10 protein-coding genes and 1 pseudogene are annotated in these 15,293 nt (G+C 69.9%); all 11 read left to right on the top strand.

The annotated features are described in order from the left end of the window. Positions 1 to 194: 194 nt before the first annotated feature. The 11 genes and pseudogenes from ACIBAG_RS39085 (at position 195) to ACIBAG_RS39035 (ending at position 15,182) form a co-directional block, all read left to right on the top strand. Positions 195 to 1,217 (top strand): LacI family DNA-binding transcriptional regulator, encoded by a 1,023-nt coding sequence (locus tag ACIBAG_RS39085; RefSeq protein WP_399112063.1) that lies wholly within the window; start codon positions 195 to 197, stop codon positions 1,215 to 1,217. Between the two features lie 154 nt (positions 1,218 to 1,371). Beyond that, a complete protein-coding gene (locus tag ACIBAG_RS39080; RefSeq protein ID WP_399112061.1) occupies positions 1,372 to 2,613 on the top strand; it encodes an extracellular solute-binding protein in 1,242 nt (413 codons plus the stop codon). 21 nt (positions 2,614 to 2,634) lie between these two features. Next, positions 2,635 to 3,606, top strand: coding sequence for a carbohydrate ABC transporter permease (locus ACIBAG_RS39075; RefSeq protein ID WP_399112059.1), 972 nt, complete (start codon positions 2,635 to 2,637; stop codon positions 3,604 to 3,606). Further along, a complete protein-coding gene (locus ACIBAG_RS39070; protein ID WP_399112057.1) occupies positions 3,603 to 4,427 on the top strand; it encodes a carbohydrate ABC transporter permease in 825 nt (274 codons plus the stop codon). Before ACIBAG_RS39075 ends, ACIBAG_RS39070 begins: the two co-directional genes overlap by 4 nt. A gap of 89 nt (positions 4,428 to 4,516) precedes the next feature. Further along, positions 4,517 to 6,262 carry an amylo-alpha-1,6-glucosidase gene (locus tag ACIBAG_RS39065; RefSeq protein ID WP_399112056.1) on the top strand — a complete coding sequence of 582 codons (1,746 nt, stop codon included), beginning with the start codon at positions 4,517 to 4,519 and terminating at the stop codon, positions 6,260 to 6,262. A 72-nt stretch (positions 6,263 to 6,334) separates the two neighbouring features. Beyond that, positions 6,335 to 8,188 carry an RICIN domain-containing protein gene (locus tag ACIBAG_RS39060; protein WP_399112055.1) on the top strand — a complete coding sequence of 618 codons (1,854 nt, stop codon included), beginning with the start codon at positions 6,335 to 6,337 and terminating at the stop codon, positions 8,186 to 8,188. A gap of 190 nt (positions 8,189 to 8,378) precedes the next feature. After that, positions 8,379 to 10,682, top strand: coding sequence for an FdhF/YdeP family oxidoreductase (locus ACIBAG_RS39055; protein WP_399112053.1), 2,304 nt, complete (start codon positions 8,379 to 8,381; stop codon positions 10,680 to 10,682). A gap of 202 nt (positions 10,683 to 10,884) precedes the next feature. Then, a pseudogene (locus ACIBAG_RS39050) lies at positions 10,885 to 11,232 on the top strand (chorismate-binding protein); the annotation flags it as partial. Between the two features lie 230 nt (positions 11,233 to 11,462). Beyond that, a complete protein-coding gene (locus ACIBAG_RS39045) occupies positions 11,463 to 13,247 on the top strand; it encodes a BCCT family transporter (RefSeq protein ID WP_399112051.1) in 1,785 nt (594 codons plus the stop codon). Positions 13,248 to 13,467: 220 nt separating this feature from the next. Beyond that, positions 13,468 to 14,553 carry an S-(hydroxymethyl)mycothiol dehydrogenase gene (locus ACIBAG_RS39040; RefSeq protein WP_399112049.1) on the top strand — a complete coding sequence of 362 codons (1,086 nt, stop codon included), beginning with the start codon at positions 13,468 to 13,470 and terminating at the stop codon, positions 14,551 to 14,553. After that, complete coding sequence (locus ACIBAG_RS39035; protein WP_399112047.1) at positions 14,553 to 15,182, top strand: MBL fold metallo-hydrolase; 630 nt, start codon at positions 14,553 to 14,555, stop codon at positions 15,180 to 15,182. The genes ACIBAG_RS39040 and ACIBAG_RS39035 overlap by 1 nt, the downstream gene beginning before the upstream one ends. Positions 15,183 to 15,293: the final 111 nt, after the last annotated feature.

The raw sequence follows: 15,293 nt of genomic DNA, 5'->3' as shown, positions 1-15,293 counted from the left end.
CCGGTTCGCGAAGCTAGCACCGGCGAAGCTGGAGCATCAATCCCTCGGACGCGAGGTTTTTCCGGCCTCTGCCGAGATGCGACAAGTGCGGCCAAGGGTGTTGACACGCGTGCGGACAGTTCCTAACTTCGCTTCACGCGAACCGGTTCGACGGCCGGTCCGCAGTGTCGAACCGGTTCGAGCAAGGAGTCGCCGTGAACATCGGTGAGATCGCCCGGCGGGCCGGTGTATCGCGCAGCACCGTGTCCTACGCGCTGAGCGGCAAGCGACCGGTCTCGGACGACACCCGCCGGAAGATCCAGCAGGTCATCGACGAACTGGGCTACCGCCCGAACGCCAGCGCACGCGCCCTGGCCAACGGCCGGACCAGCACGATCGGCCTGGTCTTCCCGCCGGCCGGTAACCACTACACGGGGATGCAGCTGGATTTCATCGGCAGCGTGGTGGAGGCCGCCGCGGCCTACGACTACGACGTGCTGCTCTCTCCCAGCGGTGTCGACAGCGACCGTTCCTTCCAGCGGCTGCTGGGGGAGCGGCGGGTCGACGGCGCGATCCTGATGGAGATCAGACTGGAGGACGACCGGGTCGATCACCTGGCCGCCCTGGACTTCCCCTCCGTCGCCATCGGCCGCACCGCCCGTCCGGAGGGCAGCTGGTGGGTGGGCCTGGACCACACCGCCCTGGCGGCGGCGTGCGTCCACCACCTGGCGGATCTCGGCCACCGCCGGGTCTCCTTCGTCAACCGGCCCGAGCAGCTGCTGCGCGCCGGGTACGAGTCGGCGCACCGCGGCCTGGACGGCTTCACCAAGGCCGCGGCCGAGCGTGGGCTGACGGTGCGGACGTACTGCTGCGGTGACGACGCCGCCTCGGGCCAGGCCTGCGTGGAACGCATCCTGCACGACGATCCCGACACCACGGCCCTCGTCACGCTGAACGAGGCCGCTCTCGGAGGCCTCTACCGGGGACTGGCCCAGGCGGGCCGCCATGTGCCGCGCGACTTCTCAGTGACCGGGGTCGTGGCCAGCCGCTGGGCGGAGACGGTGACCCCGCAGCTCACCGCGGCGGACGTGCCGGCGGAGGAGATGGGCCGGCGCGCCGTCGAACTGCTGGTGGAGCGGCTCGACCAGCCCGACGGACCACCCCGGCACCACCTCCTCGCACCGCCGATCTCCCTGCGGGCCAGCACCGGGCCCGCGGGGACCGGTACCGCGCCCTGACCGCACCCGCGTAGTTCTCCTCAACTCACCCCACTGACTCACATCACCTCACCGGACGTTCGAGCCGCTCAGCAGTGCCGTTCGCCGTGCCCTTCTTCCTCCGCCACCCCGTGCCCTCGGCACCCGCATGCCCGAGACCAAAGGAACCTTCGCGATGAACAGCTCCTCCAGACACCGCCGTCTGACCACCGCAGCCCTCACCGCACTGGCCGTCGCCGCCATCGCCACGGCCTGCGGGTCCGGCGGCACCGGGTCGAACGCGGCGGACAGCGGCACGTACACCATCTGGGACCCGTACCCGCAGTTCGACAAAAGCTCGGCCTGGGCGAAGCTGCTGGACGACTGCGGCACCGAGGCCGGCGTCAAGATCAAGCGGACCGCCTTCGACACCAGCGACCTGTCCAACAAGGCGCTGCTGGCCGCGCAGCAGGACAACTCCGCGGACGTCCTCATTGTGGACAACCCGGTGGTGTCGACCCTCGCCGAGGCGGGCGTGCTCACCACGACCGACGACAACAAGCTGGACACCTCGAAGGTGGACCCCAACCTGCTCGCGGCCGGCCAGTCGGACGGGAAGACCTACGGCACGCCGATCGGCGCCAACACCCTCGCCCTCTACTACAACAAGGACGTGCTGAAGGAAGCCGGCGTGGACATAGCCTCCGTCAAGGAATGGCAGTCGCTGACGGCGGCGCTGGAGAAGGTGAAGAAGGCCGGCAAGAAGGGCATCACGTTCTCCGCCATCGGTACGGAAGAGGGCAGCTTCCAGTTCCTGCCGTGGCTTTGGGGGTCGGGCGCCCGGCTGACCGAGCTCGACTCCGCCGAGGCCGTCTCCGCGCTGTCCCTGTGGAAGGGCTGGCTGGACAAGGGGTACGCGCCGAACTCGGTCATCAACAACACCCAGACCACCAGCTGGCAGGAGTTCGCGAGCGGCGACTACGCCTTCGCCGAGAACGGGACCTGGCAGCTGGCCAACGCCGAGAAGGCAGGCTTCGACTACGGCGTCCTGCCCATCCCCGGCGCCGAAGGGGGCAACGCCGCCGCCCCGACCGGCGGCGAGTTCGTCACCATCCCGGTGCAGGGCGACACCGGCCGCTACGCCATCTCGCAGAAGCTCGTCGCCTGCCTGACCAGCACCGAGAACCTCTACGACACCGACACCACCCTGTCCTACGTCGCCCCCACCGGCGAGGTCCAGGACAAGCAGGTCGCGGCGAACGCCGAGTTGAAGCCGTGGGTCGACGCGGTCAAGGCGGCCAAGGGGCGGACCAGCGACGACCTCGGCACCGAATACCCCAAGATCTCCGAACAGATGTGGAAGGCCGTCCAGTCCGCCCTCAGCGGCTCGAACTCTCCGAAGGACGCGCTGACCGCTGCCCAGTCCGCCGTCAAGTGACCGCATCCCAGGGGCCCGTTGATGAGTCACACCACCAAAGTGCCGCACCGCAGGCCCACACCGGGCCACCGCGGTGCGGCCCCCACCGCACCGCCCCGGGCATGGCGCCGCTCCGGCTCCCAGCAGTGGGCCGCCTGGGCGTTCCTTGCCCCGGTGACCCTCTACCTCGTCCTCTTCTACGCCTATCCGCTCTATCGCAACGTCGACCTGAGCCTGCGCCACTACACGGTCCGCTCCTTCGTCCAGGGCGACGCACCGTTCACGGGCGCGGAGAACTACCGGACCGTCGTCGACGACCCGACCTTCGCCCCGGCCCTGCTGCACACCGTGGTGTTCACGGCCGTGTGCCTGGTCTTCCAGTACGTCATCGGGTTGGCCCTCGCGGTCTTCTTCAACCAGCACTTCCGGCTGTCGGTGACCCTGCGCGCGCTGTTCCTGGTGCCGTGGCTGCTGCCGCTGATCGTGTCGGCGTCCACTTGGTCGTGGATGTTCAACAGCGAGTCCGGTGTCGTCAACGCCCTGCTGGGCGCCATCGGCGTCGACCAGGTCAACTGGCTGACCTCGCCGTCCTGGTCGCTGACCTCGGTGATCATCGCGAACATCTGGATCGGCGTCCCGTTCAACCTGGTCGTGCTCTACAGCGGCCTCCAGTCCGTGCCCGCCGCGCTGTACGAGGCCGCCGCCCTCGACGGGGCGGGTGCCTGGCGGCGGTTCTGGAGTATCACCTTCCCGTTGCTGCGCCCGGTGTCCGCGATCACCCTGCTGCTGGGCCTCGTCTACACGCTCAAGGTCTTCGACATCATCTGGATCATGACCAAGGGCGGCCCGGCGGACTCGTCCACGACCTTCGCCACCTGGTCCTACCAGCTCGGCTTCGGCAACCTCGTGCCCGCCTTCGGCCCGGGTGCGGCCGTCGGCAACCTGCTCGTGGTCGCGGCCCTGGTCTTCGGCCTGGTGTACGTCCGAGTGCAGAGAAAGCAGGCGCTGTCATGAACCGAAGCGGCAAGCGTACGTGGGGGAAGACGGCCGTCGGCCTGCTGGTGACCGCGATCATGCTCTTCCCGGTCTACTGGATGCTGAACGTGTCCTTCACCCGCGACCAGGACATGCGCAAGAGCCCGCCGGATCTCTTTCCGGTCAACGGCACCCTCGCCGGCTACCGCACCGTCCTCGACGAGCAGCTGCCCTACCTCGGCACCAGCCTCGTCATCGGCCTGGGCACGGTCGCGCTGACCGTGGCCCTGTCCGCCCCCGCCGGCTACGCCCTGGCCAAGCTGCGCCCCCGCGGCGGCGGTGTGCTCAACTTCCTCCTCCTGGCCGCCCAGATGATCCCCGGCATCATCATGGCGATGGGCTTCTACGCCATCTACCTGCAGCTCGGCCTGCTCCAGTCCGTCCCCGGCCTGATCGTCGCCGACTCCACGCTGGCCGTGCCCTTCGCGGTCCTGATCTTCACCGCGTTCATGTCCGGCATCCCCGGCGAGCTGCTCCAGGCCGCGAAGACGGACGGCGCAGGACCGCTGCGCACCTTCTGGTCGATCGTCCTGCCGATGAGCCGGAACGCCGTCGTCACGGTGTCCCTGTTCGCGTTCCTGTGGTCCTGGTCCGACTTCGTCTTCGCCGGCACGCTCGTCAACGGCGGCGCCCACGAGCCGATCACCCTCGGCATCTACCACTACATCGGCAACAACAACCAGGAGTGGAACGCGATCATGGCCACCGCCGTCGTCGCCTCGCTGCCGGCCGCGGTCATCCTCGTCCTCGCCCAGCGCTACGTCGCCGCCGGTGTGACCGCCGGCGCGGTCAAGGACTGACCCCTCCCGTCTCCTCCCCCCCCACGGACCACCGTCCGTTCGCCCGCCGGACGGTCGGCCACACCTGCCCGAGAAACGAGTGACGCTTCATGACCGCCGACCGCCCCGGCCCGGCCTTCTCCGTCGACGACATCCCCTTCAGCACGTACGGATCCTGGTTCGGCATCTCCCCAGTGGTGGCGGAGAAGACCCGCGCCGATGACCTCCACCTGGTCTCGCACCAGAACGGCATGCATGCCGTCCTGCGCCTGATGCCGCTCGACGCCGCGACGGGCGAGCGGGCCGAGACCCGCGTGGAGGCGAGGCCGGGCCTGCTGACCTGGGTCGGCGCGACCGGCCGCGTCGATCTCGCCTACGAGTCGCCGGACACCGTACGCCTGCGCGGGACGGGCATGCCGCTGCGGGTCAGTGCGGCGGCCCGGACGCTGACCCCGTTCAGCGGCACCTACTTCTTCCGTGACGCGGCCGCCGACGCGTACGTCTTCACGTCGTACGAGAGCGGATGCCGCTACCGAGTCACCGTGCTCTCCGGCACGGTGGCGGACACCTTCGGCGCCCAAGCCCTGGGCGGTGCCGACCGCGGTCTCACCGTCGCCGCCGGCACGGACGCGGAGGAGGCCCCCTGGGAGGTCGCGGTCGAGGAAATCGACACCGCCCGCCCGCCGTACACGTCGACGGCGACCTTCGGCAAGATCGTCGAGGCCGCGCGGAACTCCTTCGCGGACTTCGTCGACACGGTGGCCCCCTGGCGCTCGGCCGCGACACCGGCCGCCGAACTGGCCGCGTACGTCCTGTGGTCCGCGACCGTGCGTCCGACGAGTCTGGTCACCCGGCCCGCCGTCCTCATGTCCAAGCACTGGATGGACAAGGTCTGGAGCTGGGACCACTGCTTCAACGCCCTGGCCCTGGCCCCCGGCTGCCCCGAACTGGCCTGGGACCAGTACCACCTGCCCTTCGACCACCAGGACGAGACCGGCGCGCTGCCCGACTCGGTCACCCACTCCGAGGTGCTGCGCAACTTCGTCAAACCACCCATCCACGGCTGGGCGTTCGGCCACTTGCGCCGCCGTATGGCCACGCCCCCCGGCCGGGCCGAACTGGCCGAGACGTACGACAGGCTGGAACGCTGGACCGACTTCTGGCTCACCGCCCGACGCGCCCCCGGCGCCGCGCTGCCCCACTACCAGCACGGCAACGACAGCGGGTGGGACAACGCCACCACCTTCGACCCCGAACGCGTCGTCGTCACCGCGGACCTGGCCGCCTTCCTCGTCCTCCAGCTCCGCGAACTCGCCGAGCTGGCAACGCGGTTGGACAGACCCGACGACGCCCGCCGGTGGACGCGGGCCGCCGAGACGACCCAGGCCGCGATGCTGGAGGAGCTCTGGAACGGTGACCGGTTCGTCGCCCGGGGCGTCGACAGCGGCGACACCTGGGACTGCTCCAGCCTCCTCGACCTGATGCCCGTCGTGCTGGGTGAGCGGCTGCCGGACGAGATCAGCGGCGCGCTGGCCGCCCGGATCGAGACCCACCTGACCCCGTACGGACTGGCCACCGAACTGACCACCTCCCCCCACTACCTGCCCGACGGCTACTGGCGCGGCCCCATCTGGGCCCCCGCCACCGTCCTCATCGAAGACGGCCTTCGCCGTGCCGGGCACGAGCGCCTGGCCGACGAGATCAGCGCCCGGTTCCGGGCCCTGTGCGAAACCCACGGCTTCGCCGAGAACTTCGACGCCCTCACCGGAACGGGCCTGCGCGACCGCGCCTACACCTGGACCGCGAGCAGCTACCTCCTGCTCGCCGAGGCACACGCACACCGAGACAGCCGCTGACCGGCCGTCTCCCCACAGACCCGGGGACGCTCCAACCCCGGTCATCCTCCCCGCTCACTCAGGAGCCGCAGCATGAGATCTCGCTGGACACTTCCCAGACACGCAACCCGCACCGGCCGCCGAGCGACCTCGTCCGTGGCCGTCCTCCTGGCCGCCCTGGCCACGACCCTGGTGCCCGCCGGGCCGTCGCAGGCCGCGGACACCAGCGTCGCCGTCGACTTCTCCGCCGCCGGGGGCGCCCCCACCTACCGCGCCTCGGGCATGATCTACGGGCTGACTGTCGACGGGTCGCAGCCGCCGGACCACTTCTTCAAAGACATCAAGTGGCGCTTCGAGCGGGCCGGCGGCGCGCAGCTCAACGGTGGCGGCTACGCCACCAGCCTCGCCGAATACCGGACCCGCTGGAACGCCACCCTCGCCCAGTACAAGCGCACCAAGGCGCTCGGCGGAACGTTCGTCATCCTGCCGCACGACCTGTGGGGCGCCGACGGCACCACCAACACGGGCTTTCCCGGCGACAACGGCAACTGGACGCAGTTCGACAACTTCGTCAACCAGCTCATCTCCGACGTCAAGGCCAACAACATGACGGTGGAGTGGGACCTGTGGAACGAGCCGGACCTCGGCGGCTTCTGGGGCCGGTCCCAGAGCCAGTACCTGCAGATGTGGTCCCGCTTCCACGCCGCCCTGCGGGCAGGCCTCCCGGGACAGCTCATCGTCGGCCCCAGCATCGCCAACCCGCCCAGCTCCTCCAACACCTGGTGGACCACCTTCCTGAACCACGTCAAGGCCAACAACGTCGCCCCCGACATCTACAGCTGGCATGCCATCCCGCACGACCCCGTCACGGCCGTCAGCAACGCCAACTCGACCCTCGCCGCCGCGGGCCTGACCAACACCCGGCCGTACCAGATCAACGAGTACGGCGGGCGCGAGCACCAGAACCCCGGTGGCGGCGGCTGGTTCATCAGCCGCCTGGAGCGGGCCGGCGCCGACGGCATGCGCTCCAACTGGGGAGGGGGCCCCAGCCTGCACGACTACGCGGCCGACCTGCTCACCAAGAACAGCTCCGGTCAGTACCTGCCGAAGGGTGAGTGGTTCCTCTACCGGTACTACGGCTCCCAGACCGGAAACATCGTGAACCTCATGCCCGGTACCAACACCGACGGGCTGGCGACCAAGGACAACACCGCTCGCAACGCGAAGATCCTGCTGGGCAGCAACGGCAACACCGGCAACGTCACCGTCAGCCTCAACCGTCTCGACACCACCTCGGTGGTGGAGAACAGCCGGGTCCGCGCGATCGTCCAGCGCATACCGAACAACGGCGGCGGCGCGGTGACGGGTCCGGTGACGGTCTCCGACCAGACCCTGACCGTCAGCGGCAACTCGGCCTCGGTGAGCGTGCCGTGGACGGACGCCGCGGACGGCTACACCGTCACGCTGCTGCCACCGTCGAACACGACCGTCTCCACGGTCGCGGTGGTACAGCACAGCGGTCAGTGCCTGGACGACACCAACCTCAGCACCGCCGACGGCACGCAGTACCAGCAGTACCACTGCGAGGGCGGCTACCAGCAGATGCTCGACTTCAAGCCGGTCGCCGGCCGGGCGAACACCTACACCATCGTGAACGAGCACAGCGGTAAGTGCCTGGACGTCTCGGGCGCTTCCACGGCCGACGGTGCCGCCGTCATCCAGTGGACCTGCAGCGGCAGCACGAACCAGATGTTCACCCTCAACCCGGTCACCGCGCTCGGCTACAGCAAGGACTACCAGCTGACCGCGGTGCACAGCGGCAAGTGCGTGGACGTCAGCGGGATCTCGACCACACCCGGCGCGGTGCTCCACCAGTGGACCTGCGACCCGGCGAGTGCGCTGGGCACCAAGAGGAACCAGATCTGGCGCCTCCTCGGGAAGAGCTGAGCACGGACACTCCTGTGAGCCGTCCCTGCGCCGCGTGGCCGTCCGGTGATCCCGCCGGTCGGCCACACGTCTTTACGCGGGCCTTGACAGGGGGGCGTCCGTCGAGCTTCCTTAGGTGCGTTGCGTATTGCAATACCGTTGCGTATTACGCAACTGAGCTTATTCTCTATCCCGCGGAGCAGCGCTACAGATGACTCGCAAGCCACCTGCTGAGGACCCCGGCGACACCCGTCTGCGAGTCGGCCTGCCGAAGGAGTACGCCGCCGGCCTCCCCGCGGTCACCTCCTCGCTGCGGCACGCCGGCGAACAGATGGGAGCCCGGCGCAGCCTGCTCACTCTGCTCCGGGTGAATCAGAAGGAAGGCTTCGACTGCCCGGGCTGCGCCTGGCCCGAACCGGAGCACCGGCACCGGGCGGAGTTCTGCGAGAACGGCGCCAAGGCGGTCGCCGAGGAGGCCACCGTGCGCCGGGTCACCCCGGACTTCTTCGCCGAGCACATCCTGGAGGACCTGCTCCCGCGCAGCGACTACTGGCTCGGGCAGCAAGGACGCCTCACCCACCCGATGTACCGCCCGGCCGGCGCGGACCGCTACCGGCCGATCTCCTGGGACGAAGCGTTCTGCGTGATCGCCCGCGAGCTCAACGCGCTCGACCACCCGGACCAGGCCGCCTTCTACACCTCCGGGCGGGCGAGCAACGAGGCCGCGTTCCTCTACCAGCTCTTCGTCCGGATGCTCGGCACCAACAACCTGCCGGACTGCTCCAACATGTGCCACGAGTCCAGCGGTTCGGCTCTGACGGAGACCATCGGCATCGGCAAGGGCAGCATCAGCCTGGACGACCTCTACGAGGCCGACCTCGTCCTCGTGGTCGGCCAGAACCCGGGCACCAACCACCCCCGCATGCTGTCCGCGCTGGAGGAGGCCAAGCGGCGGGGCGCCCGTGTCATCGCGGTCAACCCGCTGCCCGAGGCGGGACTGCTCCGGTTCAAGAACCCCCAGAAGCCCTCCGGCATCGTCGGCGGCGGCACCCGGCTGGCGGACCAGTTCCTGCAGATCAGGCTGGGCGGCGACCAGGCGCTGTTCCAGGCCTTCAACCGCATGCTGCTGGAGGCGGAGGACGAGGCGCCCGGCACCTGCCTCGACACCGCCTTCATCGAGCGGTACACCCACGGCTTCGATGAGTTCGCCGAGCACGCCCGCAAGGCCTCGTGGGACGACATCCTGGCGGCCACCGGCCTGCCCGAGGAAGAGATACGGGCGGCGTTCGGCCATGTGCTGGCCGCCGAGAAGATCGTCGTCTGCTGGGCGATGGGGCTCACCCAGCACAAGCACTCCGTGCCCACCATCCGGGACGTCGTCAACTTCCTTCTGCTGCGCGGCAACGTCGGTCGCCCGGGCGCCGGCCTCTGCCCGGTGCGCGGCCACTCCAACGTGCAGGGCGACCGCACGATGGGCATCTACGAGAAGCCGGACGCCGCCTTCCTCGACAGGCTCGGCGCCGAGTTCTCCTTCACGCCCCCGCGACACCACGGCCACGACGCGGTCGACAGCATCCGCGCCATGCGGGACGGTGACGTACGGGTCTTCGTCGCGCTGGGCGGCAACTTCGTCGCCGCCGCCCCCGACACCGACCTGACCGAGCAGGCGTTGCGCAGGTGCCGGCTCACCGTCCAGATCTCCACCAAGCTCAACCGCTCCCATGTCATCGCCGGGGAGCAGGCCCTCATCCTCCCGTGCCTCGGCCGGACCGAGGCGGACCTGCGGCCGGGCGGGCCACAGCTGGTCACGGTGGAGGACTCCATGGGCATGGTGCACCTATCGCGGGGACGGCTCGCCCCCGCGTCCGAACACCTGCTGAGCGAGGTCGCCATCATCTGCCGGATGGCACGGGCCACCCTCGGAGGCGAAGGCCCGCGGGTGCCGTGGGACGACTTCGAGTCGGACTACGACCGCATCCGGGACCGCATCGAGCGCGTGATCCCCGGCTTCGAGGACTTCAACGTACGGGTACGGCGGCCGGGCGGCTTCGCGCTTCCCCACCCGCCCCGCGACGAGCGCCGGTTCACCACCGCCACCGGCCTGGCCAACTTCACCGTCAACCGGCTGGAGCGCCCCCAGGTCCCGCCGGGCCGGCTGCTGCTGCAGACGCTGCGCTCCCACGACCAGTACAACACCACCATCTACGGCCTGGACGACCGCTACCGCGGCATCCACCAGGGCCGCCGGGTCCTCTTCGTGCACCCCGAGGACCTCACCGAGCGAGGCCTCGCCGACGGGGACCTCGTCGACATCGTCAGCGAGTACGCGGACGGGGTGGAGCGCAGGGCGCACGCGTTCCGGGCCGTGCCGTACCCGACACCCCGGGGCTGCTGCGCCGCCTACTTCCCCGAGACCAACGTGCTCGTCCCCCTGGACTCCACGGCGGCCATCAGCAACACCCCCACATCGAAGTCCATCGTCGTCCGGCTGGAACCGGTGTCCGCAGAGGCGTAGCCCAGGGGTCCGACCGGCGGGTGCGAACCGCCGTGCGCCGACCGCCGTTTCCAGTCCGCCTTCCCGTTACGAGGGGGAGCGCGGCCGGGACCGAACGGAAGGAGGCCGGGGCGAGGCGGCGGCGCCACAGCCGTTCGTCCGTTCCCGTCCGCGGAGGTGGGGACCGGTGAGTGGAAGCCCGTACGACCTCGCCCCGCCGGCCGCCGAAGCCGCCGGATCGCCGGAGCTGCTCGCCGGAACGTTCCCGCCCGGGTCCGTCACGGGCGCCCCCAAGTCCAGCGCACTGCGGATCACCGCGGCGCTGGAGACCGCGCCCCGAGGCCCGTACCGCGGCGGCGTCGGCCGGGTCGACGCCGACCGGGGCACGGGTCAACTCGTCGTCGGCATCGGTACGTTCTGGAGCGACCGCACCGCTCCCGGCGGCCCGTTACCGTGCTTCGGCACGGGGGCCGGGATCACCTGGGACTCCGACCCCGAGCGTGAGTGGGCCCGCCGGGGTTTCCCCGTGCGGCCGTCCGCCGGGCCGGGGCGATCGCGGTCGGGCAACTGAGCACCTCCGACCCCTTGACAGCCCTCCCCAGGGCCCAGAGGGTTGTTGCCCATAGTGAATGCCGATGCATCATTCGCAACGACGCGCGATGGCGGCCGCTCCGCCTCCCCTTCTCTCGTCGATCTCCCATCCGCTCCGGTGTCCCTGTCGGCCAGGCGGAATCACCGACGAGTCCCCCTGTCGTCGTCCGCGACAAAGACTCCACCGCCGTCTGTGGAAAGGGCGAGCCGATGAACAAAACCCCCGAAGGGAACGGGAGTCGAAGCCATCCCGTCGACGCGGAGCTGCCGGGAAGTCCGACGGCCTCCACCGGCCCGCGCACCGACCTGGTCGTCTTCGGCGTCGCCGCGGTTCTCACCCTCGCCTTCGTCGTCTGGGGAGCGACGGCGACCGACACCCTGGAGAGCGTGTCCGGGAAGCTGCTGGACGGGACCATCCGCAACGGCGGCTGGGCCTTCGTCCTCGCCGCTTCGGGATTCGTGGTCTTCGCCCTGTGGCTGGCGCTGAGCCGCTACGGGCGGATCACCCTGGGCAAGGAGGGTGAGCAGCCCGAGTTCCGCACGATCTCCTGGATCGCCATGATGTTCAGCGCGGGTATGGGCATCGGCCTGATGTTCTACGGCGTGAGCGAACCGCTGTCCCACTTCGTCACGCCACCGCCGGGCACCGACCCCGCCGATGCCAACCAGGCCATGGAGACCGCCATGGCCACCACCCTCTTCCACTGGACGCTGCACCCGTGGGCGATGTACGCGGTCGTGGGCCTGGCCATCGCCTACAGCACCTTCCGGCGTGGACGCCGGCAGCTGATCAGTGCCGTGTTCACCCCGCTGATCGGCGAGAAGCGGGCGAACGGCTGGGACGGCCGGGTCATCGACATCCTCGCCATCTTCGCCACCCTCTTCGGCTCCGCGGCCTCCCTGGGGCTCGGCGCCCTGCAGATCGGCAGCGGCTTCACCGGACTCGGCTGGCTGGGGTCGGTCGGCACCGGCCTGCTGGTCGCCGTGATCGCCGTGCTGACCGTGGCGTTCGTCGCCTCGGCGGTGTCCGGGATCGCCAAGGGCATCCAGTGGCTGTCCAACATCAACATGGTGCTGGCGGTGAGCCTGGCGGCCTTCGTCTTCCTCGTCGGGCCGACCATCTTCATCCTCGACCTGCTGCCCACCTCCATCGGCGCCTTCCTCGGCGACCTGACCCAGATGGCGGGACGTACCGAGGCGTCGAGCGGCGAGGGAGTCGCCGACTGGCTGGCCGGCTGGACGGTCTTCTACTGGGCCTGGTGGATCTCCTGGACGCCCTTCGTCGGCATGTTCATCGCGCGCATCAGCCGCGGCCGCACCATCCGGCAGTTCGTCGGCGGGGTCATCCTCGTGCCCAGCACCGTCAGCCTGCTGTGGTTCGCGATCTTCGGCGGCTCGGCGATGCACCTGCAGGACGAGAAGCGCCTCAGCGACGCCTCGACCGCCCAGGGCCAGCTCTTCGACGTGCTCCAGCAGTACCCGATCGCCACGGTGACCAGCGTCGTCGTGATGATCCTCGTCGGTATCTTCTTCGTCTCCGGCGCCGACGCCGCCTCGATCGTGATGGGAACGCTCTCGCAGCGCGGCTCCCTGGAGCCGACCCGGGGCATCGTCGTCTTCTGGGGCGTGCTGACCGGAGCGGTCGCCGCGATCATGCTGCTCATCGGCGGCGGCAAGGGCGACGCACTCACCGGACTGCAGAACCTCACCATCCTCGCCGCGGCACCCTTCACCCTGGTGATGATCGGTCTGTGTATCGCGCTCACCCGCGATCTGCGCCAGGACCCGCTCATCATCCGCAGGAGCAAGGGCAAGGAAGCCATCGAGACGGCCGTCATCGCCGGCCACGAGAAGTACGACGGCGACTTCGAACTGCGTATCGGGCCCTGCACGTCCACCGACGGCACGGAATCCGCGCAGCCCCAGCCGTCCGACCGGTCCACGCAAGCCACGCAGCCCACGCAGTCCACCGCCACCTCCTCCTCCGCCCTCTGAGAGCGGCGGCACCCGCGCCCGGCGGGGTCGTGGAACCGCCCTGTGCGGCCACGACCCCGCCGGGCGTTCCCGCTGCCCGCGGGGATCCGGCCGGCCGGGAGAACCCTCGTCGCGCTCCTTGACCCCGGGTCGGCGCTCAACGATGCTGTGTTGCGACACGTGAGATGTGTGCCGTAATGAGCAACATCTGATTCAAGTCTCGACCAGTCGAGGAGTGGCCATGACGCACCAGGTCCGTGCTGTCGTCGCGCGGGGCAAGGGCGCCCCCGTGAGCCTGGAAACGATCGTCGTGCCCGACCCGGGTCCGGGTGAGGCGCTGGTGAAGATCGAGGCCTGCGGGGTCTGCCACACCGATCTGCACTATCGCGAGGGCGGCATCAACGACGACTTCCCGTTCCTGCTGGGCCACGAGGCCGCGGGTGTCGTGGAGTCGGTGGGGGAGGGCGTCACCGATGTCGCGCCCGGCGATTTCGTCATCCTCAACTGGCGTGCGGTGTGCGGTCAGTGCCGGGCGTGTCTGCGCGGGCGGCCGTGGTACTGCTTCAACACGCACAACGCCAAGCAGAAGATGACGCTGCTGGACGGCACCGAGCTCGCACCTGCGCTGGGCATCGGCGCGTTCGCCGAGAAGACGCTGGTCGCGGCCGGGCAGTGCACCAAGGTCGACCCCACCGCCTCGGCAGCCGCCGCCGGTCTGCTGGGGTGCGGCGTGATGGCTGGCATCGGCGCGGCCATCAACACCGGCGGCGTCGGCCGAGGCGACTCGGTCGCCGTCATCGGCTGCGGCGGTGTCGGGGCGGCGGCGATCGCCGGGGCGAACCTGGCGGGCGCGGCCAAGGTCATCGCGGTCGACATCGACGACCGCAAGCTGGAAACGGCCCAGAAGCTCGGCGCGACCCACACCGTCAACTCCAGGAACGCCGACGCCGTCGAGGCGATCCGCGAGCTGACCGGCGGTCACGGTGCCGACGTGGTGATCGAGGCGGTGGGCCGCCCGGAGACGTACCAGCAGGCGTTCTACGCCCGCGACCTGGCCGGCACGGTCGTCCTGGTCGGAGTGCCGACCCCGGAGATGAAGCTGGAGCTGCCGCTGCTGGACGTCTTCGGCCGCGGCGGCGCGCTGAAGTCCTCGTGGTACGGCGACTGCCTCCCCTCGCGGGACTTCCCGATGCTCATCGACCTCTACCTCCAGGGCCGGCTGGACCTGGACGCCTTCGTCACCGAGACCATCGCCCTGGACGAGGTCGAGAAGGCCTTCGAGCGGATGCACCACGGCGACGTACTGCGTTCGGTGGTGGTCCTCTGATGGTCACCCGAATCGAGCACCTCGTCACCTCGGGCACGTTCTCGCTGGACGGCGGTACCTGGGACGTCGACAACAACGTGTGGATCGTCGGCGACGACCAAGAGGCGATCGTCATCGACGCCGCCCATGACGCCGAGGCCATCGCCCGGGCCGTGGGCGAAAGGCGCCTCACCGCGATCGTGTGCACCCACGCGCACAACGACCACATCGACGCCGCGCCCGAACTCGCGGGGCGCACGGGTGCCCCCGTCCTCCTCCACCCGGATGACCTGCCGCTGTGGGAGCAGACCCACCCCGACCGGGCGCCGGACGCCGAACTGACCGACGGTCAGAGCCTCACGGTGGCCGGCGTCGAGCTGACCGTGCTGCACACCCCCGGGCACGCCCCGGGCGCGGTCTGCCTGTACGCGCCGGCCCTGTCGGCGCTCTTCAGCGGCGACACGCTCTTCGCGGGCGGGCCGGGGGCGACCGGGCGGTCGTACAGCCACTTCCCGACCATCGTCGAGTCGATCCGGGACCGGCTGCTGACATTGCCGGGAGACACCGTCGTGCACACCGGACACGGGGACAGGACCACTGTCGCCGCCGAGGCCCCGCACCTCCAGGAGTGGATCGACCGCGGCTTCTGACGCCCACCGGCGAACCTCACACGCCCGCCCTCGGCTCGCGACCGTTCGCGAGTCGATGCGGCGGGCTGTTGTTGTTCTATGTGAGGCGAGTTTTATATCACGCAACGAAAG

This window comes from Streptomyces sp. NPDC051243, from assembly GCF_044455405.1.
GTDB lineage: Bacteria > Actinomycetota > Actinomycetes > Streptomycetales > Streptomycetaceae > Streptomyces.
The sequence above is the reverse complement of the archived record's forward strand: the minus strand, read 5'-3'. Positions and strand labels throughout refer to the sequence as shown.

Bases quoted from the DNA above. Each gene is read 5' to 3' on its own strand.
- ACIBAG_RS39035 (WP_399112047.1), top strand. From the start codon at position 14,553: ATGGTCACCCGAATCGAGCACCTCGTCACCTCGGGCACGTTCTCGCTG.
- ACIBAG_RS39045 (WP_399112051.1), top strand. From the start codon at position 11,463: ATGAACAAAACCCCCGAAGGGAACGGGAGTCGAAGCCATCCCGTCGAC.
- ACIBAG_RS39065 (WP_399112056.1), top strand. From the start codon at position 4,517: ATGACCGCCGACCGCCCCGGCCCGGCCTTCTCCGTCGACGACATCCCC.
- ACIBAG_RS39070 (WP_399112057.1), top strand. From the start codon at position 3,603: ATGAACCGAAGCGGCAAGCGTACGTGGGGGAAGACGGCCGTCGGCCTG.
- ACIBAG_RS39075 (WP_399112059.1), top strand. From the start codon at position 2,635: ATGAGTCACACCACCAAAGTGCCGCACCGCAGGCCCACACCGGGCCAC.
- ACIBAG_RS39055 (WP_399112053.1), top strand. From the start codon at position 8,379: ATGACTCGCAAGCCACCTGCTGAGGACCCCGGCGACACCCGTCTGCGA.
- ACIBAG_RS39040 (WP_399112049.1), top strand. From the start codon at position 13,468: ATGACGCACCAGGTCCGTGCTGTCGTCGCGCGGGGCAAGGGCGCCCCC.
- ACIBAG_RS39080 (WP_399112061.1), top strand. From the start codon at position 1,372: ATGAACAGCTCCTCCAGACACCGCCGTCTGACCACCGCAGCCCTCACC.
- ACIBAG_RS39060 (WP_399112055.1), top strand. From the start codon at position 6,335: ATGAGATCTCGCTGGACACTTCCCAGACACGCAACCCGCACCGGCCGC.